Below are 21,032 nucleotides of genomic sequence, written 5' to 3' on the forward strand. Positions count from 1 at the left end.
CCTTTAAAAAAAGGCTTTTTACTAAAACGGTCTTACCACCATCATAATAGCGATGATTATAAATAATATTGTTGGAATTTCATTATAAGCTCTAAAGAATTTCCCACTTTTTTGGCAAGTATCATTTTGAAGTTGTCTATAATAATAATAATTTTGCAAATGATAAATGATTAAAAGTAAAGCACAGGTTAATTTAGCATGCATATATCCACCTACCATTAACACATCTTTATTGGCCATCATCATTAAACTTCCAGTGATTGCAGTAGCTATCATAGCAGGAGTTTGGATATAAAAATACAATTTTCTTTCTTGAATTTTCACCACTTCCACAAAGCCTTTATTGTCTTTATGCTCTGTGTGATAGACAAAAAGTCTTGGTAAATAAAACATTCCAGCCATCCATGAAACAAAAGCCAAATAATGCACCATTTTAATCCATAAATACCATTCATTCAAAAAATCTAACATTTTTCTCCTTTTTTATTAAAAATTTCTTTTATTAAAATCAAAGCTACGCTAATGTTAATCATCACATCAGCAAAATTAAACACAGCAAATTCAAACCACTTATGCCAAAATACAAAATCCACCACGCCTATATGCACAAAGCGATCAAGTAAATTTGAACACCCAGCAGATAGCATAATGGCAAAAGCGATCAAATGTGTTTTAAAAAACTCTTTTTGATAAAGTAAATACCCAAACAAAGCCAAAATAAAAACAAGCTGTATGTATTTTAAATACTCTCCCAAAAATGCAAACATTGAAAAGGCCACACCGGTATTATAGGTTAAAACTAAATCAAAAAATTCACCCTTATACTCAAGCCCTTGTAAAAACAAATACTTGCTTACTTGATCTAGTATAAAAATCAAAGCAAAAACAAGCCAAAATTTTAAAGGCAGGAATTTAAGCATTCAACGCTTTCATAAAAAAGCTTTCTACAGCTTTCATTTCTTTTTCTAAAAGCTTAATGTCTTTTGCTTCAAGCAATAAGCGTATTAAATTTTCTGTACCTGAATACCTAAACAAACTAGCAATTCCTTTTTTTTCTAAATCTTTTTTCAACTCTTCCAAGCCTGCAAGCTTACTTAAGTCTTTTTTCTCTGAAATTTTAAGATTATGCAAAAGTTGTGGGTAAGGCTTAACTTGATTTAAAATTTCACTTGCACTTTTTGCTTCACTAAGCATTAAAGCACTAAATTGTAAAGCAGCTACCAAACCATCTCCGGTTTTTGCATAGTCACTAAAGATAATATGCCCACTCTGCTCACCACCAAAATTTCCACCACATTCTTTGAGTTTTTCAAGTACATATTTATCGCCTACATTGCAAGTTTCATGTGTGATTTTATGTTTAGTTAAAAACTCTTTTAAAGCACCATTGCTCATTATAGTGCTAACTACGCTTGATTTTAACTTGCCTTGTTTTTTCAAAAATAAAGCTAAAACACCCAAAAGACTATCTCCATGGGCTACTTCGCCTTTTTCATCCACAACAACCAAACGATCTGCATCCCCATCAAAAGCAAAACCCACATCTGCTCTAAATTTCTTTACCTCCAAAGCTAAATTTAAAGGATGTAAAGCCCCGCAATTTTCATTGATATTTAAACCATTTGGCTTATCGTTGATCACAATCACATCTGCACCAAGTTCTTTAAAAACCGTAGGTGCTACCTTATAAGAAGCTCCATGAGCCACATCTAAAACAACGCGCAAAGACTTTAAAGTCAGCTCTTTAGGAAAAGAATTTTTTATAGAAACAATATATCTTCCTATCACATCATCAATTCTTTTTGCTTGGCCAATTTGTGATTTTGTTGTTCTTGCTTCTTCTATGAGTTTATCATTAAAATAAATTTCTTCTATTTTTGCTTCTGCTTGCTCATCAAGTTTATTTCCATGTGCATCAAAAAATTTAATACCATTATCATAGTAAGGATTATGCGAAGCTGATATCATAATCCCTGCATCACAACGCATATCTTCAGTTAAAAACGCAATAGCAGGTGTTGGCATAGGACCTATTTCTATAACATTATATCCTATAGAAGTAAGCCCTGAAACGATAGCATTTTCTATCATATAACCGCTTCTTCTTGTATCTTTTCCTACTAAGATATTATTTGTAAGGGCTTTGTCTTTAAAATAAATTCCAGCAGCCATAGCTAAACGCATAGCTAAAAATGAATCCAAAAACTCCCCCGCTTTACCGCGTACTCCATCTGTTCCAAAAAGTTTCATTTTTTTACCTTTGATTTTAAATAGTGCAATTATAAGAAAAAAAGTTAAGTAATGTATAAATGTGAGAATTTTATAAACATTAGTTAGTAATAAAAATATATAATTTTTAAAATTTCACTTAAGGAAAATGAATGAAAAAAATCATCGCAGGGGTTGTAGTAGTAGTTTTACTAGCTATAGGATTTTTTACCTCAGCTTCTTACATTAACTCAATCAATGGAAAAATATTTGCTCAAATGAGCCAAGATACAGCATATTATAGTGTTGAAGATGCTAACTATACCAAAGGACTTTTAAATTCCAAAGGAAGTTTTATAGCTACACTAAATGACTTGCCTTATAGTTTTAAAGTGAATGTGGATTTTTCTAATAATTTTTTTGCAAGTAATAATGCCATCGTTTCTATTTTAAATGAAAATGAAGACTTAAAAGGCATTTTCCCAAATGAAGAAATCTTTAAAATCTTAGTTAGTGCAAAAGGTGGAGACATTAACATCAATGCAAAAATAAATGATATTAATTTTACGCGCAATGATACAAATTTAGTTTTAAATAACACATCTTTTAAGATTACAGGTTCTGAGGAATTTGTAAAAAATATGGAACTTAATCTAGGTTATGTTTTGTTAGAACAACTATCTCATGAAGAAAAATTAGAAGCAAAAAATATCAAAATTTTTGAATTTCCTATACAAAAATTAAGTTTTAGTGATATTTTTAGCCCTAGTAGAAATAGTGAGCAAAATATAAGCATTGATAGTGCTAGTTTTATAAGTTCTATTGCTTTTGACTTTGATAAATTAAAAATTTTTGCAAAAACAGCTCAAAATGCTCAAAACGATTATGATAGTGTTTTAAAACTAGATTTAGCTAAATTTAATCTTGCAAATGAAAACTTTATGTTAAATAATATTAATTTAGATATGAATTTTAATAATCTTTCTAAAAAAGCTTATGATAGCTTAATGCAAAATTCAAACACTGATATTTTTTCTATGATGCTTTTGGCAAGTCAGTTTTTAAAAGCAAACCCACAAATCATCTTAAATAATCTAAGTTTTGAAAAAGAAGGTAAAAAATTTGACGCAAATGGACAAACTATTTTCACTGAAAACAATATAAAATCACAATTTCATGCAAACACAGAAATTCTTCCTAGTCAAATTTGGCCTGATTTTGCAAATTTTGATACTTATTTTGTAGATAATAATGGCTCTTATGTGCTTGATTTTATCTATGATGATTCTAATAAAAGTGATGTTACAACTATCATTAATGGCGAAAGACTTACCATAAATCCACAATGACAAATTTAAGCTTAACTTTTCGTCCTAAAACTTTAGATGAGGTTTTAGGACAAGAAAATTTAGTAGAAATTTTTAAAAAATTCATACAAGTTTCAAAACTCCCTCATAGTGTATTTTTTGGTCCAGCAGGTTGTGGAAAAACCTCTTTTGCAAGAGCAATAGCGTATGAGTATAAACTAGACTTTTATGAGTTTGATGGAGGAAATTTTAAGCTTGAAGAGCTTAGAAAAATACTAAGTAATTATGAAAATTCTTTATATAAACCTTTGATATTTATCGATGAGGTGCATAGGCTTTCAAAAACCCAACAAGAAATGCTTTTAATCCCTTTGGAAAATCAAAAATGCCTTTTCATAGGTGCAAGCACTGAAAACCCTTACTTTACTTTAACTTCAGGCATAAGAAGTAGAAGTATGCTTTTTGAATTTAAAGGTTTAGAATATAAAGACTTAGAAAAACTTGCCACAAAAGTACAAGAAAAACTCCAATGTAAAATTGATGATGATGCCAAAGACTTTTTAATCACTTCTAGTGCAAATGATGCAAGAAGCTTTTTAAATTTATGTGAGTTTGCTTTGGCTTTAGATAGCACTCATATCACGCTTGAAACTTTGAAAAAATTAAGAGCAAATGTTTTAAGCGATGGCACTTCAAGTAAAGATACACACTATAAACTAGCTAGTTCTATGATAAAAAGCTTAAGAGGAAGTGATGTGGATGCGAGTTTGTATTATCTTGCGAGGTTGATCGATGGGGGTGAAAGTGCGGATTTCATCGCTAGAAGATTAGTGATATTTGCAAGTGAAGATATATCAAATGCAAACCCACAAGCACTTAATCTAGCCACAAGCACACTCATAGCAGTAAAAAACATAGGCTATCCTGAAGCTAGGATCATCTTAGCTCAATGTGTGGTATTTTTAGCAAGTTCGCCCAAGTCAAACTCAAGCTATCTTGCTATAAATGAAGCGCTAAATTATGTGCAAAACAACCCAGCTTTAAAAATACTCCCTTATCTTGATAATAACAACCCACAAAGAAAAAACTACCTTTACCCGCATGATTTTGGTGGCTGGGTTAAGCAAAGATATCTAGAAAAAGATTTGAAATTTTATCATAGCAAAGGCATAGGTTTTGAAGCGCAGCTAGACTTATGGCTAAACGATATGAAAAAAGTTAAAAAGTGATTTTAAGCACAATGTAAAAATATTTTTATATAATTTTCATTTTTTGGTTCCGTAGCTCAGTTGGTAGAGCACCACCTTGACATGGTGGTGGTCGTTGGTTCAAGTCCAATCGGAGCCACCATTTTTATTTCTTTCGATTAATTCACTACATATATTTTAACAAATTCGTAAATTCTTGAATTTCTTTTTCTTGATCTAAAATAATTTTTTTCGCTATATCAGTGATAGTTTTGTCTTTAGAGTAAAATAAAATTTGTTTTGAAACATCTACTGCACCTTGATGATGTGCTATCATCGCTTCCAAAAAGTCTTTATTAATGTTTTTGTTTTCTTTAACCGAGCTCATTAAAATCATCATTTTTTGCATTAACTCTTTTTCTTCTTGAACGAATTTTTTATAAGTTTCTTCATCAATTTGAGTTTTTGTATAAAGATTTTTATCTAGAATTTCTTGAAATTCTTGAATTTCTTTTTCTTGAGCTTTGATGATATTTTGAGCGATTTTTTTCATCTCTTCACTTTTAGTATGTTCTAATAAAAGCTTAGATGAATCAATAGCACCTTGATGATGTGGAATCATATTAGCTAAAAAATCTCTTTCTATATCATTGCTTTGTACTAAAGGATTTTTCATCATAGGTTCATGCATACTCATCATGATTTGTGATGAAATACTTCCAGAAGCTCCATGATGAGCATGATGAGAATTTGCAGCAAATAAAGCACTTGCTAAAACTAAACTTGAAACTATAGTTTTTATTTTCATTTATTTCCTTAAACTTTTAATTTAAAATCAAAAATATATAAAAATATCACAAACTAAAATTAACAAAAAAATTCAATTTTTTTTTGTTATAATTTATATAAAAATATCACAAGGATGGAAAATGCTTAAAGAACTACTTGAAATAAAAAAAGAAATGGAACCTATAATTCATGATTGTTCAGTAAAAATTCAAGTAGCCGCAAGAGAAGTAATCGTAAGAAAAAGAGAATATGAAATTTATGGGCCTATGATAGATAGAGTATATCTTGATAATGCCATTTATATTAAAATTTTTGGTAGTGGGCGTGATACAAAAAGCACAAAAGTAGATATTAAAAACGGCTTATATATGGTGTATGTAGCTCCTGATAAACCAACTAATCAAGAAATCATGAATAAACTAAAAATCGCATTTGAAAGTATAGATAATAAATTCATTTCAAGAATTTTAGAACTCAATAGAAGAATGAAAGAAGTGATTAATAAAACCCAAGCAACCCTAGCAAAAGCATCAAATATGAATGTTTTAATAGAAACTAATCTAGGCGAAGCAAGTGCTGCACATAAGTTTGTAATAACCATCAAATACCTAAAAGATAATCAAAAATTAGAATTAAAAAATTCAAAATCTGCAGGTAGCTTTAGAGATACCAAAAATCACATCAATCTAGTAGTAGAAAAAAGTACTGATTCAGCTGTATGTGAAAAACTTTTACATGATGTTGAAATTTATTTTATAGGAAATGGAAAATAAAATTACTTTTTCACTCTCAAATTTGCTAAATGCGTCAAAGCCACCGCAATAGCATCTGTGATATCAAGTGGCTTAATATCTTTTGAAATTCCAAGCAATCTTTTCACCATAAAAGCTACTTGCTCTTTAGTGGCTTTTGCTTTACCTGTTACGGTTTTTTTCACTTGTAAAGGTGTGTATTCTGCAAATTCTCCATGGGTTTGTAAGATTTTTAAACTCAAAGCTCCACGAAATTGTGCTAGTTTTAAAACTGTTTTTGGATTATAAGCAAAAAATATATCTTCTATAGCTACCTCATCAAATTGATGATTTTTAAAGATTAAATCAAGTCCTTCACATAATTCTGTGATTTGATACTGCAAATCATTAGATTTGATTTTGATAAGCCCTGCTTCTATGAGTTGATTTTTATTATTAATTCTTTCTACAATAGCATATCCACAATACCTAGAACCAGGATCTATCCCTAAAACTTTCAAACTTTTCACCTTTTTATTCACATAGATGTGAAATTTAAATTTTTATGTGAATAATTTTAACCATTTTTTATAAAAAATAAGCTAGAATTTTAAGTTTTACATCATAATTTATAAGAAAAATAATGAATATAAAAGATTTTTTACTTGAGTTTAAAACTGAAATTAGCAATAACGAATACAATACTTACATTTCTCACTTACAATTTAGTGAAAAATTAAGTAAAAATAATATCTTAGTATTTATCGCACCAAATCATTTTTTGGCTAAATTTATACAAACAAAATATGCACAAAAACTAGCTTATTTTTATGAAGTAAAAACAGGAATTAATCCTCAAGTTAAAATCATCACAAATGATCAAAAGGTAGAGAAAAAACATTTTTCTACAGATATTTCACAGATTAAATTTCAAAGTACTATTTTAAACCCTTCTTTTACTTTTGAAAGTTTTGTTGTAGGAGATTCTAATCAATTTGCCTATGCAACCTGCAAAGCCATTACCGATAAAAGCAAACTTGGAAAGTTATACAATCCTATCTTTATCTATGGCCCTACAGGACTTGGAAAAACTCACTTGCTTCAAGCTGTCGGAAATGTGTGTTTGGATAATGGATATAAGGTTATTTATGCTACAAGTGATAATTTTATCAATGATTTTACCATGCATTTAAATAACAAAACCATGAATAAATTCCATGAAAAATACAAAAATTGCGATGTTTTACTCATCGATGATGTGCAGTTTTTAGGTAAAACAGACAAAATTCAAGAAGAATTTTTCTTCACTTTTAATGAAATCAAAGAAAAATTTGGACAAATCATCATGACAAGTGACAATCCTCCAAATATGCTAAAGGGCATAACAGAACGCTTAAAAAGTCGTTTTGCAAATGGGATCATCGCAGATATCACTCCACCTCAGCTTGATACAAAAATCGCAATTATCAAGAAAAAATGCGAATTTAATGCTATTTATCTTAAACCTGAAGTTATAAGCTATATCGCTACTTCAATGGGAGATAATATCCGAGAAATAGAAGGTATGATTACAAATTTAAATGCTCAAGCAAGACTTTTTAACCAAGAAATCACTTTAGAAATTGTTAAAAGCTTTATGAAAGATCACATTAAAGAAACAAAAGAAAATATTAGTGTTGAAGATATACTTGCTGATGTTTCAAAAAGCTATAATCTTAAACCTAATGATATAAAATCAAATAAAAAAACACAAAATATCGTTATGGCAAGAAGGGTTGTGATATTTTTAGCAAGAGAACTTACGACTATGTCTATGCCTCAACTTGCTAGATTTTTTAATATGAAAGATCACACCGCCATTTCACATAATATTAAAAAAATTCAAGAACTAATGAGTGAAAATGAAAACTTAAAAGCCATAGTAGAAGAATTAAGAAATAAAATTTTGACAAAAATAAAAAGCACCCTGTGAATAAAAGTGAAAAACAAAAAATTTTATTCTACGAGTAAAATTTCTATAAAAAAAGACTTTTAAAAAGCATTTCACATTTTCACATTGCCTATTATTATGATAAAATAAATTTAAAAAATAAAGGAAGTAAAAATGAAAATTAGCATTAACAAAAACACTTTAGAATCTGCCATAGTTTTGACTAACTCTTATGTAGATAAAAAAGACTCAAGCAATATCGCTTCTCACTTACTTTTTGAAGTAGTTGAAGATAAATTAATCATAAGAGCAAGTGATTATGAAATAGGTATTAATTATAAAATCAAAAAAATTAAAGTTGAAAGTGCAGGTTTTGCAACTGCTAATGCTAAAAGTATTTTAGATATTATAAAAAGTTTAAATAACGAAGATGTAGTCTTAGAAACCATAGAAAATTTCCTTTTTATTAGACAAAAAGGAACTAAATATAAACTTCCTATGTTTAATTATGAAGATTTTCCAAATTTCCCAAGCACTGAAGGAAAAGATAAATTTGATATTGATTCAAGTGATTTAAGTAGATCTTTGAAAAAAATCCTACCTGCAGTTGATACAAATAATCCAAAATATTCTTTAAATGGTGCTTTACTTGATATAAAAACAACTCACATTAGTTTCGTAGGAACAGATACAAAACGCTTAGCAGTTTTCACACTTAATAAAACAAATGAAAAAGAATTTAACCTTTGTATCCCTAAAAAAGCTATTTTAGAAATGCAAAAAATCTTTTTTGAAAAAATTGAAATTTATTATGATGAAAATATATTGATTGCAAAAAATGATAATTTTGAGTTTTTCACAAAACTTATTAATGATAAATTCCCTGATTATGAAAGAGTAATTCCAAAAAATATTACAAAAGAATTTATTTTTAAAACTGAAGAATTTATGGATGCATTGAAAAAAATCAATGTAATTACTGAAAAAATGAAATTAAATTTCCATAAAGATAAACTTGTATTTGAAGGTATCAGTTTAGATAATATGGAAGCAAAAACTGAACTTGAAATGGAACTTAATATAGATGAGGAATTTAATCTTTGCATTAAAAATAAATTCATCACTGACTTTTTAAATTCTATTGAAAGCGAAACATTCAAACTTAGCATAAATGAACCTCATATGGCATTTTTAGTTTCAAGTGAAGAATTACAAACTGTAATTATGCCAGTTATTTTATAAGGAAAATAAATGCAAGAAAATCAAAATTATGGCGCAGGAAATATTAAAGTTTTAAAAGGCTTAGAAGCTGTTAGAAAACGCCCTGGTATGTATATAGGTGATACCAACATAGGCGGTCTTCATCATATGATTTATGAAGTAGTGGATAATTCTATCGATGAAGCTATGGCAGGTTTTTGTGATACAATCAATGTAGAAATTACTACAGAAGGCTCTTGTATAGTAAGTGATAATGGTAGAGGAATTCCTGTGGGAATTCACCCTACTGAAAATATACCTACTTTAACTGTAGTTTTAACCGTGCTTCATGCAGGTGGAAAATTTGATAAAGATACTTATAAAGTTTCAGGTGGTTTACACGGGGTTGGTGTAAGCGTTGTAAATGCTTTATCAAAAAAATTAGTTGCTACAGTACATAGAGATGGAGAAATTTATCGCCAAGAATTTTCAGAAGGTAAAGTTACAAGTAATTTTGAAACCATAGGTAAAAGTAAAAAAACAGGAACAATCATAGAATTTTGGCCAGATGATCAAATTTTTGAAGTGACTGATTTTGATTATGAAATTTTAGCTAAAAGATTTCGTGAACTTGCATATTTAAATCCAAAAATTACTATAAATTTTAAAGATAACCGCGTAGGAAAAGCAGAAAGTTTTCATTTTGAAGGTGGTATAAGTCAGTTTGTTACAGATTTAAATAAAAAACAAGCTCTAACTAAGGCAATATTTTTCAATGTAGATGAAGAAGATGTAAATGTTGAAGTAGCATTGCTTTATAATGATAGTTATAGTGAAAATTTACTTTCTTTTGTAAATAATATCAAAACTCCAGATGGTGGAACGCACGAAGCAGGTTTTAGAATGGGCTTAACTCGTGTTATAAGTAATTACATTGAAGCAAATGCAAGTGCTAGAGAGAAAGACTCTAAAATTACAGGTGATGATGTAAGAGAAGGTTTGATAGCAGTGGTAAGTGTAAAAGTGCCTGAGCCACAATTTGAAGGACAAACTAAAGGAAAATTAGGTTCAAGCTATGTTAGACCTATAGTTTCTAAGGCTTCTTTTGAGTATTTGACAAAATACTTTGAAGAAAATCCTATCGAAGCAAAAGCTATCATGAATAAAGCTTTAATGGCAGCTCGTGGTAGAGAAGCAGCTAAAAAAGCTAGAGAATTAACCCGTAAAAAAGAAAGTTCAAGTGTAGGGACTTTGCCAGGAAAATTAGCTGATTGTCAAAGTAAAGATCCAAGTGAAAGTGAAATTTATTTAGTTGAGGGTGATAGTGCGGGAGGTTCTGCAAAACAAGGTAGAGAAAGAACTTTCCAAGCGATTTTACCTTTAAGAGGTAAAATACTCAACGTAGAAAAAGCAAGACTAGATAAAATTTTAAAAAGTGAACAAATTCAAAATATGATCACAGCTTTTGGTTGTGGGATCGGTGATGAGTTTGATATAGAAAAACTAAGATATCATAAAATCATCATCATGACTGATGCTGATGTGGATGGTTCTCACATACAAACTTTGCTTTTAACATTTTTCTTCCGCTTTATGAATGATCTTGTAACAAATGGACATATTTATTTAGCTCAACCACCTTTATATCGTTATAAAAAAGGTCAGAAAAAAGAAATTTATCTAAAAGATGAAAAAGCTTTAAATGATTATTTGATTGAAACAGGTATAGAAAGCTCTACTTATGAGGGTATAGGATTAAACGATTTAAAAGATTTTCTAAAAATCGTTGCAGCTTATAGAAGTGTTTTAAAAGAATTAGAAAAAAGATTTAATGTAATTTCAGTGATTAGATATTTGATAGAAAATCCTGATTTGATAAAAGCTTCTAATGAAGAATTATTTAAAATCATAAAAGAATTTTTAGAAAAACAAAATCACAATATCTTAAATTCATACATCAATGAAAATGAAATTCGTGTTTATGTACAAACTGAAAATGGCTTAGAAGAGCTTATCATCAATGATGATTTATTTGCTAATCCTTTATATGAAGAGGCAAATTATATTTATCAAAAAATCAAAGATAGAGATTTAAAATTTGATAAAGATATTTTAGAAATTTTAGATGAAGTTGAAAAAAATGCTAAAAAAGGTGCTTATATACAACGCTATAAAGGTCTTGGTGAGATGAATCCTGAACAACTTTGGGAAACAACTATGGATCCAAGTAATCGTCGTTTGTTAAAGATCACCATAGAAGATGCTCAAAGAGCAAATGATACTTTCAACCTTTTCATGGGTGATGATGTAGAACCACGCCGTGAGTACATACAAGCTCATGCTAAAGATGTTAAACATTTAGATGTTTGATTTATAAAATGAAAACTTTTTTACAAAATATCCCAAAAGTAGAATTACACTTACACATTGAAGGCTCATTAGAGCCTAAAATGATGTTTGAATTAGCTAAAAGAAATAACATCGTTTTAAAATATAAAAGCGAAGATGAGATAAAAAAAGCTTATGATTTTTCAAATTTACAAGATTTTTTAGATATATATTATCAAGGTGCAAATGTTTTACAAACCAAGCAAGATTTTTATGATTTAACCTTTGCTTATATGAAAAAGTGTAAAGAACAAAATATAGTTCATACTGAAATTTTCTTTGATCCTCAAACTCATACTACTAGAAATATACCTTTAAAAGATGTTATAGAAGGAATTTGGCAAGCTTTACAAAAAGCAAAAGAAGAATTTGGAATTTCAAGTTTTTTAATCGCTTGTATTTTAAGGCATTTAAGTGAGGATGAGGGTTTAAAAACTTTAGATGAGCTTTGTTTATATAAAGATAAAATCAAAGCCATAGGACTTGATAGTTCCGAAATCAATAATCCTCCTTTTAAATTTAAAAATTTATTTCAAAAAGCTAAAGAAGAAGGTTTTTTGTTAGTTATGCATGCGGGTGAAGAAGGAAGTAGTGAGTATATCAAACAAGCTTTAGAGCTTGGTGTAAGTAGAATAGATCATGGAATAAGGTGTGAAGAAGATTTAGAGCTTGTAAAACAATTAGCAAAAAGTCAAATTCCACTAACAATGTGTCCTTTATCAAATATAAAATTAAAAGTTTTTCAAAATATGCAAGAACATAATATTTTAAAACTTTTAAGACAAAATCTTTGTGTTTGTGTAAATTCAGATGATCCAGCGTATTTTGGTGGATATATCTTAGAAAATTTTATAGCCTTAGATGAAACTTTTAAGCTTAGTAAAGATGAGGTTAAAAAACTTTGTATTAATGCTGTAAATGCTTCTTTTTTACAAAAAACAGAGAAAGAAAAAATTAAAAATTTAATAAAAGAACAAAATTAATTTATAAGGATAAAAAATGAGATATGGTGAAAAAGAAATTAAAGAATTTAATGTAGAAAATATGGAAGTTTGGCCAAATGATGCTAAAAATGATTATGTGATTAAAATTACTTTGCCTGAATTTATGTGTTGTTGTCCACGTAGTGGATATCCTGATTTTGCTACTATTTACTTAGAATACATTCCAAATAAATTAGTAGTAGAACTTAAAGCAATCAAACTTTATATCAATACTTTTATGTATAGAAATGTTTCACATGAAGCAAGTATTAATGAAATTTACAATACTTTAAAAGAAAAACTTGATCCAAAATGGATAAAAGTAGTAGGCGATTTTAACCCTCGTGGTAATGTACATACTGTGATTGAATGTAGATCTGACTTAGTAGTGCCACAAAATTAAATTTTTATTAAAAATAAAAAGATATATTAAGTCTTATTTTAAAGGAGGAAAATATGAAATTAAAATTATTTAGTCTAGTTGCAAGTGTTGCTTTGGTTTCAAATTTAGCTTTAGCAGATGAAAATTCAGGTTTACTTTTAGGTATTGATGCAGGATGGTTTCATACTAAGGTAAAATCTGATCTTGATCATAGTAAAACAAAAAATATTAAATATAACGGTGATTTAGAAGGTGATGTTCCTGTTTTTGGTTTAAGAGTTGGTTATCGTTTTAGTGAAAATCATAGACTTTATGGTGCTTATAATTACTCAAGTGAATTTAGTGATGTAATCAATACTACAAGATTAAAAATTGATGGAGAATTTACCACACATAAGTTTTTACTTGGTTATGATTTTACTCCAAAAATTTTTGAAAAAACAAGAGCAGTTTTAGGTGTATATGGTGGTTATGCAAGAACGGATATGACTTTAAAAACAAGCTTTTTATCTTTATCTCAAGACTTTGATGGTTATACTTATGGAGCAAAAATCGGTGCTTTATATGAGTTAAATCAAACAAATGAAATTGAGTTTGGTTTTAAGGCTGAGCAAACTCATTACAATACAAGAAATTTTTATCAAAATATGGTAGGTTCAAACTTTTACGATCCTAAACAAACAAATTATGGTTTATATCTAGGATATACTTATAAATTTTAAGGAGAATTCATGCCAAAAGATGCAAATGGAACCGAGCTTAATGCAGGTGATAGTGTAAGTGTTGTTAAAGATTTAAAGGTTAAAGGTGCAAGCACTACTTTAAAGCGTGGCACGACTATAAAAAATATTAAACTTACAAACAAAGACACCGAAATTGAAGCTAAAGTAGATAAATTTGGTGTGATTGTTTTAAAAACTGAATTTCTTAAAAAAATATAGTAAAAATTCCCAATCAATCTTGGGAATTTTCTTCTTGATAAACACAATGTTTAAAAATAAATTGATGTTCCTCAGGCAAATTTTCAAATAAAGCATTTGCGAGTTGTCTTATCTCCCAAAGGGCTGATTTTGAGCTTCTAAGACTAATAAAATTTTGCAAACTTCTTGCATTAATCGTTAAAGTTAATTCTGTTTTATAGCTTTCTGGTAAGCAGTATTTTGCTATATCTAAACTAATGCTATTTTGCAAAATCAAACGCAAATTTTCTAAAGCTTTAATACTTGCATTATCTACTACTTCATTTCCAGTTAATACCAAGTATCTTTTAGCATTTTCAAAGTCATTTTCTTTAAATTCACTTTCATTTCTTAGTTCTTTTAAAGTATATCTTGTGCTTTTTACACTAGGACTAGTGTGGCGGTGTCTTGCAACTTCTTGTAAGCATGCTCTTGAAATACCTTGTATATAAAAAGTATAGTTTAAATGCTCTAAGGTTGAAGCATGTTTGAATTTATTTCCCACACGATCGATTAATTCTTTATCTTTTTCGCCACCACAATCGCCTTTGTCAAAACTTTGCCAACATGTTCTTGTCGCATGAGAGCATACAGAAAGTGGAGTATGGTTTAATAATGTGATTTTCATCAAAAAATTCCTTCAAAAATAATTGAATTTTACACAAATGTTTATAAAAATAAAATTTTTTATTCGTTATAATTTCAAAAAAAGAAATTAAGGTTATTTTATGAAATTAAAACAAACTAAGTATATTTTTGTAACCGGTGGTGTTTTAAGCTCATTAGGAAAAGGTATAGCAGCAGCTTCTATAGCTACGATTTTAAAAAATTCAGGTTTAAAAGTAAGTATTTTAAAAGCAGATCCTTATATCAATGTAGATCCTGGTACTATGAGTCCTTTAGAGCATGGAGAGGTGTTTGTTACAGATGATGGAGCTGAGACAGATTTAGATTTAGGACATTATGAGAGATTTTTAAATGAGAGCTTATCTCAGGATAATAACTTCACTACAGGTAGAGTTTATCAAAGTGTTATAGAAAAAGAAAGAAGAGGAGATTACTTAGGAAAAACTATACAAGTAATCCCTCATATAGTTGATGAGATAAAAGATCGCATTAAAAAAGCTGGAGTTGATAAAGATATTCTAATCGTTGAAATAGGTGGTACAGTAGGAGATATAGAAGGTTTACCATTTTTAGAAGCCATTAGAGCTTTAAAGCTTGAAGTAGGTAAATATAATGCTATTAATATTCACTTGACTTTAGTGCCATTTATCAAAGCAGCAGGAGAACTTAAAACAAAACCAACTCAACATAGTGTGGGAGAATTACGCCGTATAGGTATAAGCCCTGATATGATCATTTGTAGAAGTGAAAAATCTTTAGATAGAGAGTTAAAAGACAAAATTGCAATTTCATGTGGAGTTGAAAAAAACTGCGTTATAGAAAGTGTGGATGCAGCTAGTATTTATCAAATTCCACTAAATTTCTTAAAACAAGATATTTTAAACTCTATTGCAAGTTTATTAGATCTTCAAAATTTAAAGCCAAATATGAATGAATGGGATTCTTTAGTAAAAAGAGTCATTGCTCCAAGTAATGAACTTAGCATTGCTTTTGTAGGAAAATATGTAGATTTAAAAGAAAGCTATAAAAGTTTAACAGAAGCCATTATTCATGCAGGCGCAGCACTTGATGCAAGAGTAAATTTAAAATGGATCGATAGTGAAAAATTAGAAAATGCAAATATCGAAGAAAGCTTTAAAGATGTAAGTGGGATTTTAGTAGCAGGTGGTTTTGGTTATCGTGGGGTAGAAGGAAAAATCAAAGCCATACAATATGCAAGAGAAAATAAAATTCCATTTTTAGGAATTTGTTTGGGTATGCAGCTTTCTTTAGTGGAATTTGCACGTAATGTTTTAAAACTTGAAGATGCAAATTCTCATGAGTTTAATCCAAATTGTAAAAATCCTATCATCTTTTTGATTGATGAATTTATTGACGCAAGTGGAGAAAAGCAAATTAGAACAAGTAAAACTCCACTTGGTGGAACTATGCGTCTTGGAACTTATGAGTGTCATATCAAGCCAAATACACTTTTAAGTAAGGTTTATGATAATCAAAAAAGCGTAAAAGAACGCCACCGCCACCGCTATGAAGCAAATCCAAAATACAAAGAAATGTTTGAGAAAAATGGGCTTATTATAAGTGGGGAGAATGAAGGTTTGGTTGAGGCTGTGGAGCTTAAAGATCATCCATTTTTCTTAGCAGTGCAGTTTCACCCTGAATTTACTTCACGCTTAGTTAGAGTTAATCCGGCTATTTTTTCTTTTATCAAGGCATCTTTAACAAATCATGCTAAATAAAGCCAAAATAAAAGAAATTTTACACCAGCGTTTTATCAATGATACGCATGTAAAGCTTTGTGATTTACCTATGCCATCTTGTTTAAAAGATGTCTATAAGGGTGCTTTACGTATCAAAGAAGCGATTGAAAAAAATCAAAAGCTTGCTATTGTTGGGGATTATGATGTAGATGGGGTGATTTCTTGTGTGATTTTATCTGAATTTTTTGATGATATTGGATATGACTATGTGGTAAAAATTCCAAATCGTTTTAAAGATGGATATGGTCTAAATGAAGAAATCATCAATGAACTCGATGGAGTAGATTTAATCATCACTGTAGATAATGGTATAGCAGCTTTTGATGCAGCAGAGCTTTGTTTACAAAAAGGAATTGATTTAATCATTACCGATCATCATATGCCTCCAGCTACTTTACCAAAAGCTTATGCGATCATTAATCCTAAACAACAAGATTGTGATTTTCCTGATATTGAAATTTGTGGGGCTCAAGTGGCTTGGTATTTAGTCGCTGCTATAAAAGAAGTGTGTAAGATTAATTATAATATGTGTAAATTTATAGAGCTTTTATCAATTGCAATTATCGCAGATATGATGGAGCTTAGAGATTTAAATAGAGCCTTAGTTAGAAAAGGTATAGAGTGTATTAATGATTCAAAGCGTGTGGCATTTAAAGCGATTAAGCAGTATTTTGGTAAGGATAAATTTGAACTTGACAATATCAGCTTTTTAATCGCACCTTTGATTAATAGTGCAGGAAGAATGGATGATGCGATTATTTCTTATAAATTTTTACATTCTAAAAATATTGATGAGGTTATGGGTTATTTAGAACAAATCATTACTTATAATAATAGCCGTAAAGATGAAGAACGCGAGCTTTTTAAGCAGTGTTTAGAACAAGTTGATGAAAATGATCCTGTGATTATTGTCAATGGCCAAAATTGGCATGAAGGTGTTTTGGGTATAGTTGCAAGTCGTTTGGCAAAGCATTTTAACAAACCTGCCTTTGTTTTTTCAGAATGCGAGCAAAAGGCTAAAGCTAGCGTTAGAAGCGTGGGTAGGATAGATATTTTAAATGTTATAGAACAAGCTAAAGAATTTGTTTTAAGCTATGGCGGACATAAAGGTGCAGCTGGAGTTTTAGTAGAGCTTGAAAAATTTGGTGTTTTTAAAAGCAGGCTTTATGAAATTTGTCAAAATATCCCTAAAGATGACTTTTATAATGCTGATGAGGTTTTAGGTAGTATTGATCCAAATGAAGTTGATTTTGAACTTTTAGAGATATTAGAATTTTTTGAGCCTTTTGGGCATAAAAATCCAAGGCCATATTTTAAATTTGACAAGCTTTTTGTAAAAAATAAAAGAAAGCTAGGTAAAGATGAAAATCATATGAAGCTTATTTTAACTCAAGGAAATAAAACTCTAGAAGCTTTATTTTTTAATTTTGACTATGAGCCAGAGCTTGGAGAAAGCATTGATCTTATAGCTAGTGTTTCTAAAAATAATTTTAGAGGATTAATCACCCCACAACTTACTATAAAAGAAATTCTTAGATAATTCATTAACTTAGCTACATAGTTTTTATTTATAAATTTGCTATAGTATAAGTACTTTAAAGGAGTAAAATGTTAAAAAAATTTTTATTATTAGTAGTATTTTTTAATTTTACTTTTGCTTTTGATACCAAAATTTTTATAGGCGATACTTATATACCTGAAGATTTTTATAAGTACGATAAAGACTTTAAAACTGCAGCTAGAAAGTACAATATACCGACGGCTTTACAAAGCCATAGCTTTAACAGAAAATGCAGCTTATAAGCATAATATCACTAGCAAAAATAAAAACCAAACAAGAGATTATGGCTTAATGCAAATTAATAGCATTCATTTAAAACGCTATGGGATTAGTGAGAGTGAGATTACAAAAGCTAGTGTAAATATTGACATAGCCGCAAGATTACTTCATGAGATTATACAAAAACATGGCTTTAGTTGGAATGCTATTGGAAGGTATCATTCAGCAAATGATAAATATAAAAATATTTGGCTTGATAAAGTGATGAAAAATTTAGTTGCTATAGTTTTAAAAGATAGTAAAGATCTTTTTATAATGGAAAAATTCAGAGCTTTTAAGCTTGCTTCTCTTTTGATAAATGTGGATAAAAAACAATATAGAATTTTATTAGCAAGTAATAATTAAAACAAGAAATTATAAATTTTCTTGTTTTAAAGCTTCTGCTTGGTAATAAGCGATTAATGGTTCGATGATCTCATCAAAAAGACCACCTTCTAAAATCGCATCAAGTCTATATAAAGTAAGATTTATTCTATGATCGCTAATTCTATTTTGAGGGAAATTATAAGTGCGTATGCGCTCACTTCTATCGCCACTTCCAACTTGAGATTTTCTTGCCTGGCTTTCTTTTGCTAAGCGTTCTTGTTCTTGCATTTCAAAAAGTCTTGCTTTTAAGACTTTCATAGCACTTTCTTTGTTTTTATGCTGGCTTTTACCATCTTGATTTACCACAACTATACCTGTTGGAATATGAGTAATTCTTACAGCACTATCTGTGGTATTAACGCTTTGTCCTCCATGGCCACTACTACGCATTACATCGATTTTTAAATCATTTGGATTGATTTGAATTTCAACATCATCAACTTCTGGCATAATAGCCACTGTAATAGCTGAAGTATGAACTCTACCTTGAGATTCTGTTTCAGGTACTCTTTGAACTCTGTGCGTTCCACCTTCGTATTTTAGCCTTGAATAAGCTCCATTTCCTTTGATGAGAATGATAATTTCTTTAAATCCTCCTACACTACCCTCGCTAGAACTTACGATTTCGTATTTGTAATCACGATTTTCAGCATAGCGTATGTAGGCTTTTACTAAGTCCCCAACAAATAAAGAAGCTTCATCTCCTCCTGTTCCAGCACGAATTTCTAAAAATATATTTTTATCATCGTTTGGATCTTTAGGCAATAAAAGAATTTTTAATTCTTCTTCAAGTTGTGGCTTTAAGACTTCGAGATTTTTAAGCTCTTCTTTTGCAAGCTCCCCTAGTTCTGCATCAGATAAAAGAATTTTATTTTCTTCGATTTCATCTAAAGTTTTAAGGTATTCTTTTGCTTTTTCTACTATGGGTTCTAAATTCTTTTGCTCTTTAGATAGAGCTGTCATTTTAGAAATATCATTAGAGATATTAACATCGCTAAGAAGAGTATTTAGCTCATCAAAGCGTGTTAAAAAAGGTTTGAGTTTATCAGCTAACATTAAAAATTATGCTAATTTATTTACCAATAATGCTAATCTACTCACACGGCGTGATGCAGTTTGTTTTTTCAAAAATCCACGGCTTACCATAGCGTGAATGCTTTTATTAGCTACTTTTAGTGCATTTTGTGCAGCTTCTTTGTCATTGTTTGCTGCTGCTTCGCGAACCGCTTTTGTAATGTTTTTTAATCTTGTTCTATAAAATCTATTTCTTTCAGTTCTTTTGATAGTTTGTCTTGCTCTTTTTTCAGCAGATTTATGGTTTGCCATAATTTTCCTTTTTTATATAAATTAAATTGCTAATTATACAAGATTAAAATTAAAATTTAATTAATTTAAGTAATTTTAAAGTATCAATTAATCATATTCATGGCTTTTACTATGCAAGATTTTTGATCTTGACATTGATTTTCTAATTTTTCCGCAAGAGTTTCTTCATGTGTGACTGCAATAAAAACCATAATTGCACTAAAAAGAGTAGTTAGAATTTTCATTAATTTTTCCTTTTTTAAATATTTTGAAAAATTATAAAAATTCTTTGTGGAAATAATGTGAATTTAATATTTTATATTATTTGTCTTTAAAAAATCGCGTAGTTTTTCGTACTCACCATTTTCCAAATAACGATATTTTCCTGCTTTTAACATACCAAGATCTAATGCTCCAAAAGCTACTCTTTTAAGATCCATCACTTCTAAATCAAAATGCCCAAAAAAGCGTCTTAGTTCTCTATTTTTACCTTCATTAATGATTACTTTTAGCTTTGTATAGCCACCACTTGAGCCAAAAATTTCAAAGCCTAAAAATGGAGCAAAACTCATTGAGGTTATTTTAGTTTTAGCATGAGCCCCTTTTTTTTCATTTTGAATTTCTAAGCCATTTTGCATAGCTTCGATAACATTTTTATCTATATTACCTTTTACTTTTAAGTAATATTCTCTTTCTAAATCACTATGCATAAGCGCATGGGCTATCACAGGTGAATCAGTTAACAAAAGCAATCCCTCGCTTGCAAAGTCAAGCCTTCCCACACTAAGCCAAGTGCTAAATTGTTTTGGCAGGGTATGATAGATGGTTTTTCTACCTCTATCATCTTTTTTACTAACTATTTCACCTTTTTGTTTGTGATAAATAATGACTGAAAATTGTGTTTTTTTATGGAGTTTTTTACCATTGATAAAAACTTTATCTTCAGCATTTACGCTATCACTTAGCAAGGCTGTTTTTTTATTGATTTTTACTAAGCCTTGTTTGATTAGCTCATCAGCCTCACGGCGAGAGTATTTGCTATTGTGTGAGATGAATTTATTAATTCTCAT

General features: G+C 29.5%; 24 protein-coding genes and 1 tRNA gene. 15 read left to right on the top strand and 10 right to left on the bottom strand.

All coding sequences use genetic code 11. The features are described 5' to 3' along the window. Window positions 1-21: 21 nt before the first annotated feature. The 3 genes from hemJ to glmM are packed head-to-tail and all read right to left on the bottom strand — an operon-like array spanning window position 22 to window position 2,250. Entirely contained in the window at window positions 22-471 is a 450-nt protein-coding gene (hemJ, locus tag L8U98_RS03735; protein ID WP_039627278.1) for a protoporphyrinogen oxidase HemJ, read from the bottom strand. After that, the gene (lspA, locus tag L8U98_RS03740; RefSeq protein WP_263724980.1) at window positions 465-920 is read right to left on the bottom strand and encodes a signal peptidase II; all 456 of its coding nucleotides are present in this window, start codon (window positions 918-920) and stop codon (window positions 465-467) included. The genes hemJ and lspA overlap by 7 nt, the downstream gene beginning before the upstream one ends. Further along, window positions 913-2,250, bottom strand: a complete 1,338-nt coding sequence (gene glmM, locus L8U98_RS03745; protein WP_039629248.1) for a phosphoglucosamine mutase — start codon at window positions 2,248-2,250, stop codon at window positions 913-915. The genes lspA and glmM overlap by 8 nt, the downstream gene beginning before the upstream one ends. A 131-nt stretch (window positions 2,251-2,381) precedes the next feature. Between glmM and L8U98_RS03750 the strand changes: the two genes are divergently transcribed. The 3 genes from L8U98_RS03750 to L8U98_RS03760 all read left to right on the top strand — a co-directional run bounded on the left by L8U98_RS03750 (window position 2,382) and on the right by L8U98_RS03760 (window position 4,865). Continuing rightward, entirely contained in the window at window positions 2,382-3,557 is a 1,176-nt protein-coding gene (locus L8U98_RS03750; RefSeq protein WP_263724981.1) for a YdgA family protein, read from the top strand. Further along, complete coding sequence (locus L8U98_RS03755) at window positions 3,554-4,744, top strand: replication-associated recombination protein A (RefSeq protein WP_114640745.1); 1,191 nt, start codon at window positions 3,554-3,556, stop codon at window positions 4,742-4,744. The genes L8U98_RS03750 and L8U98_RS03755 overlap by 4 nt, the downstream gene beginning before the upstream one ends. Window positions 4,745-4,789: 45 nt before the next feature. Beyond that, window positions 4,790-4,865, top strand: a tRNA-Val gene (locus tag L8U98_RS03760). A gap of 24 nt (window positions 4,866-4,889) precedes the next feature. Here L8U98_RS03760 and L8U98_RS03765 read toward each other — a convergent pair. Then, entirely contained in the window at window positions 4,890-5,510 is a 621-nt protein-coding gene (locus L8U98_RS03765; protein WP_263724982.1) for a DUF305 domain-containing protein, read from the bottom strand. A 121-nt stretch (window positions 5,511-5,631) separates the two neighbouring features. Between L8U98_RS03765 and L8U98_RS03770 the strand changes: the two genes are divergently transcribed. Next, a complete protein-coding gene (locus L8U98_RS03770; RefSeq protein ID WP_039668996.1) occupies window positions 5,632-6,264 on the top strand; it encodes a hypothetical protein in 633 nt (210 codons plus the stop codon). Between the two features lie 2 nt (window positions 6,265-6,266). Here the strand turns inward: L8U98_RS03770 and ruvC are convergent, their stop codons facing one another. Further along, on the bottom strand, window positions 6,267-6,743 hold the full coding sequence (gene ruvC / locus L8U98_RS03775) for a crossover junction endodeoxyribonuclease RuvC (RefSeq protein ID WP_263724983.1): 477 nt from the start codon (window positions 6,741-6,743) through the stop codon (window positions 6,267-6,269). Window positions 6,744-6,865: 122 nt separating this feature from the next. Between ruvC and dnaA the strand changes: the two genes are divergently transcribed. The 7 genes from dnaA to L8U98_RS03810 all read left to right on the top strand — a co-directional run bounded on the left by dnaA (window position 6,866) and on the right by L8U98_RS03810 (window position 14,046). Next, window positions 6,866-8,194, top strand: coding sequence for a chromosomal replication initiator protein DnaA (dnaA, locus tag L8U98_RS03780; RefSeq protein WP_263724984.1), 1,329 nt, complete (start codon window positions 6,866-6,868; stop codon window positions 8,192-8,194). A gap of 132 nt (window positions 8,195-8,326) precedes the next feature. Next, on the top strand, window positions 8,327-9,394 hold the full coding sequence (gene dnaN / locus L8U98_RS03785; RefSeq protein ID WP_039617031.1) for a DNA polymerase III subunit beta: 1,068 nt from the start codon (window positions 8,327-8,329) through the stop codon (window positions 9,392-9,394). 9 nt (window positions 9,395-9,403) lie between these two features. Further along, window positions 9,404-11,722, top strand: coding sequence for a DNA topoisomerase (ATP-hydrolyzing) subunit B (gyrB, locus tag L8U98_RS03790; RefSeq protein ID WP_214115516.1), 2,319 nt, complete (start codon window positions 9,404-9,406; stop codon window positions 11,720-11,722). 8 nt (window positions 11,723-11,730) lie between these two features. Next, the gene (locus L8U98_RS03795; RefSeq protein ID WP_263724985.1) at window positions 11,731-12,723 is read left to right on the top strand and encodes an adenosine deaminase; all 993 of its coding nucleotides are present in this window, start codon (window positions 11,731-11,733) and stop codon (window positions 12,721-12,723) included. Between the two features lie 16 nt (window positions 12,724-12,739). Further along, window positions 12,740-13,126 carry a preQ(1) synthase gene (queF, locus tag L8U98_RS03800; protein ID WP_263702389.1) on the top strand — a complete coding sequence of 129 codons (387 nt, stop codon included), beginning with the start codon at window positions 12,740-12,742 and terminating at the stop codon, window positions 13,124-13,126. A 53-nt stretch (window positions 13,127-13,179) separates the two neighbouring features. Further along, complete coding sequence (locus L8U98_RS03805) at window positions 13,180-13,827, top strand: porin family protein (protein ID WP_263682822.1); 648 nt, start codon at window positions 13,180-13,182, stop codon at window positions 13,825-13,827. A gap of 9 nt (window positions 13,828-13,836) precedes the next feature. Then, window positions 13,837-14,046: an alkylphosphonate utilization protein gene (locus L8U98_RS03810; protein WP_039617052.1), complete on the top strand. Its 210-nt coding sequence runs from the start codon at window positions 13,837-13,839 to the stop codon at window positions 14,044-14,046. A gap of 13 nt (window positions 14,047-14,059) precedes the next feature. Here the strand turns inward: L8U98_RS03810 and thyX are convergent, their stop codons facing one another. Next, the gene (gene thyX / locus L8U98_RS03815; protein WP_263724986.1) at window positions 14,060-14,692 is read right to left on the bottom strand and encodes an FAD-dependent thymidylate synthase; all 633 of its coding nucleotides are present in this window, start codon (window positions 14,690-14,692) and stop codon (window positions 14,060-14,062) included. A 100-nt stretch (window positions 14,693-14,792) separates the two neighbouring features. Between thyX and L8U98_RS03820 the strand changes: the two genes are divergently transcribed. From L8U98_RS03820 to L8U98_RS03835, 4 genes are all read left to right on the top strand, one after another. Then, window positions 14,793-16,430, top strand: a complete 1,638-nt coding sequence (locus tag L8U98_RS03820) for a CTP synthase (RefSeq protein ID WP_263724987.1) — start codon at window positions 14,793-14,795, stop codon at window positions 16,428-16,430. Then, entirely contained in the window at window positions 16,420-17,991 is a 1,572-nt protein-coding gene (gene recJ, locus L8U98_RS03825; RefSeq protein ID WP_263702391.1) for a single-stranded-DNA-specific exonuclease RecJ, read from the top strand. The genes L8U98_RS03820 and recJ overlap by 11 nt, the downstream gene beginning before the upstream one ends. Before the next feature lie 68 nt (window positions 17,992-18,059). After that, window positions 18,060-18,254: a hypothetical protein gene (locus L8U98_RS03830; RefSeq protein WP_263724988.1), complete on the top strand. Its 195-nt coding sequence runs from the start codon at window positions 18,060-18,062 to the stop codon at window positions 18,252-18,254. Next, window positions 18,226-18,636 (top strand): lytic transglycosylase domain-containing protein, encoded by a 411-nt coding sequence (locus L8U98_RS03835; RefSeq protein WP_263725042.1) that lies wholly within the window; start codon window positions 18,226-18,228, stop codon window positions 18,634-18,636. The genes L8U98_RS03830 and L8U98_RS03835 overlap by 29 nt, the downstream gene beginning before the upstream one ends. A gap of 9 nt (window positions 18,637-18,645) precedes the next feature. On the opposite strand, the gene prfA is transcribed toward L8U98_RS03835, so the two are convergent. The 4 genes from prfA to L8U98_RS03855 all read right to left on the bottom strand — a co-directional run bounded on the left by prfA (window position 18,646) and on the right by L8U98_RS03855 (window position 21,032). After that, window positions 18,646-19,713: a peptide chain release factor 1 gene (gene prfA / locus L8U98_RS03840; protein ID WP_263663683.1), complete on the bottom strand. Its 1,068-nt coding sequence runs from the start codon at window positions 19,711-19,713 to the stop codon at window positions 18,646-18,648. A gap of 6 nt (window positions 19,714-19,719) precedes the next feature. After that, window positions 19,720-19,983 (bottom strand): 30S ribosomal protein S20, encoded by a 264-nt coding sequence (gene rpsT / locus L8U98_RS03845; protein WP_039617063.1) that lies wholly within the window; start codon window positions 19,981-19,983, stop codon window positions 19,720-19,722. Window positions 19,984-20,066: 83 nt separating this feature from the next. Continuing rightward, window positions 20,067-20,207 carry a hypothetical protein gene (locus L8U98_RS03850; RefSeq protein WP_187153653.1) on the bottom strand — a complete coding sequence of 47 codons (141 nt, stop codon included), beginning with the start codon at window positions 20,205-20,207 and terminating at the stop codon, window positions 20,067-20,069. 63 nt (window positions 20,208-20,270) lie between these two features. Next, window positions 20,271-21,032 (bottom strand): pseudouridine synthase, encoded by a 762-nt coding sequence (locus tag L8U98_RS03855; protein ID WP_263724989.1) that lies wholly within the window; start codon window positions 21,030-21,032, stop codon window positions 20,271-20,273.

It is taken from the genome of Campylobacter sp. RKI_CA19_01128, assembly GCF_025771175.1.
Lineage (GTDB): Bacteria > Campylobacterota > Campylobacteria > Campylobacterales > Campylobacteraceae > Campylobacter_D.

Excerpts from the sequence above, each read along its gene's own strand:
- dnaN (WP_039617031.1), top strand. The coding sequence starts at position 8,327 with ATGAAAATTAGCATTAACAAAAACACTTTAGAATCTGCCATAGTTTTG.
- L8U98_RS03755 (WP_114640745.1), top strand. The coding sequence starts at position 3,554 with ATGACAAATTTAAGCTTAACTTTTCGTCCTAAAACTTTAGATGAGGTT.
- L8U98_RS03810 (WP_039617052.1), top strand. The coding sequence starts at position 13,837 with ATGCCAAAAGATGCAAATGGAACCGAGCTTAATGCAGGTGATAGTGTA.
- L8U98_RS03805 (WP_263682822.1), top strand. The coding sequence starts at position 13,180 with ATGAAATTAAAATTATTTAGTCTAGTTGCAAGTGTTGCTTTGGTTTCA.
- L8U98_RS03750 (WP_263724981.1), top strand. The coding sequence starts at position 2,382 with ATGAAAAAAATCATCGCAGGGGTTGTAGTAGTAGTTTTACTAGCTATA.
- L8U98_RS03770 (WP_039668996.1), top strand. The coding sequence starts at position 5,632 with ATGCTTAAAGAACTACTTGAAATAAAAAAAGAAATGGAACCTATAATT.
- gyrB (WP_214115516.1), top strand. The coding sequence starts at position 9,404 with ATGCAAGAAAATCAAAATTATGGCGCAGGAAATATTAAAGTTTTAAAA.
- L8U98_RS03820 (WP_263724987.1), top strand. The coding sequence starts at position 14,793 with ATGAAATTAAAACAAACTAAGTATATTTTTGTAACCGGTGGTGTTTTA.
- hemJ (WP_039627278.1), bottom strand. The coding sequence starts at position 471 with ATGTTAGATTTTTTGAATGAATGGTATTTATGGATTAAAATGGTGCAT.
- L8U98_RS03850 (WP_187153653.1), bottom strand. The coding sequence starts at position 20,207 with ATGAAAATTCTAACTACTCTTTTTAGTGCAATTATGGTTTTTATTGCA.
- glmM (WP_039629248.1), bottom strand. The coding sequence starts at position 2,250 with ATGAAACTTTTTGGAACAGATGGAGTACGCGGTAAAGCGGGGGAGTTT.
- L8U98_RS03855 (WP_263724989.1), bottom strand. The coding sequence starts at position 21,032 with ATGAGAATTAATAAATTCATCTCACACAATAGCAAATACTCTCGCCGT.
- lspA (WP_263724980.1), bottom strand. The coding sequence starts at position 920 with ATGCTTAAATTCCTGCCTTTAAAATTTTGGCTTGTTTTTGCTTTGATT.
- recJ (WP_263702391.1), top strand. The coding sequence starts at position 16,420 with ATGCTAAATAAAGCCAAAATAAAAGAAATTTTACACCAGCGTTTTATC.
- prfA (WP_263663683.1), bottom strand. The coding sequence starts at position 19,713 with ATGTTAGCTGATAAACTCAAACCTTTTTTAACACGCTTTGATGAGCTA.
- queF (WP_263702389.1), top strand. The coding sequence starts at position 12,740 with ATGAGATATGGTGAAAAAGAAATTAAAGAATTTAATGTAGAAAATATG.
- L8U98_RS03795 (WP_263724985.1), top strand. The coding sequence starts at position 11,731 with ATGAAAACTTTTTTACAAAATATCCCAAAAGTAGAATTACACTTACAC.
- L8U98_RS03765 (WP_263724982.1), bottom strand. The coding sequence starts at position 5,510 with ATGAAAATAAAAACTATAGTTTCAAGTTTAGTTTTAGCAAGTGCTTTA.
- thyX (WP_263724986.1), bottom strand. The coding sequence starts at position 14,692 with ATGAAAATCACATTATTAAACCATACTCCACTTTCTGTATGCTCTCAT.
- dnaA (WP_263724984.1), top strand. The coding sequence starts at position 6,866 with ATGAATATAAAAGATTTTTTACTTGAGTTTAAAACTGAAATTAGCAAT.
- rpsT (WP_039617063.1), bottom strand. The coding sequence starts at position 19,983 with ATGGCAAACCATAAATCTGCTGAAAAAAGAGCAAGACAAACTATCAAA.
- L8U98_RS03830 (WP_263724988.1), top strand. The coding sequence starts at position 18,060 with ATGTTAAAAAAATTTTTATTATTAGTAGTATTTTTTAATTTTACTTTT.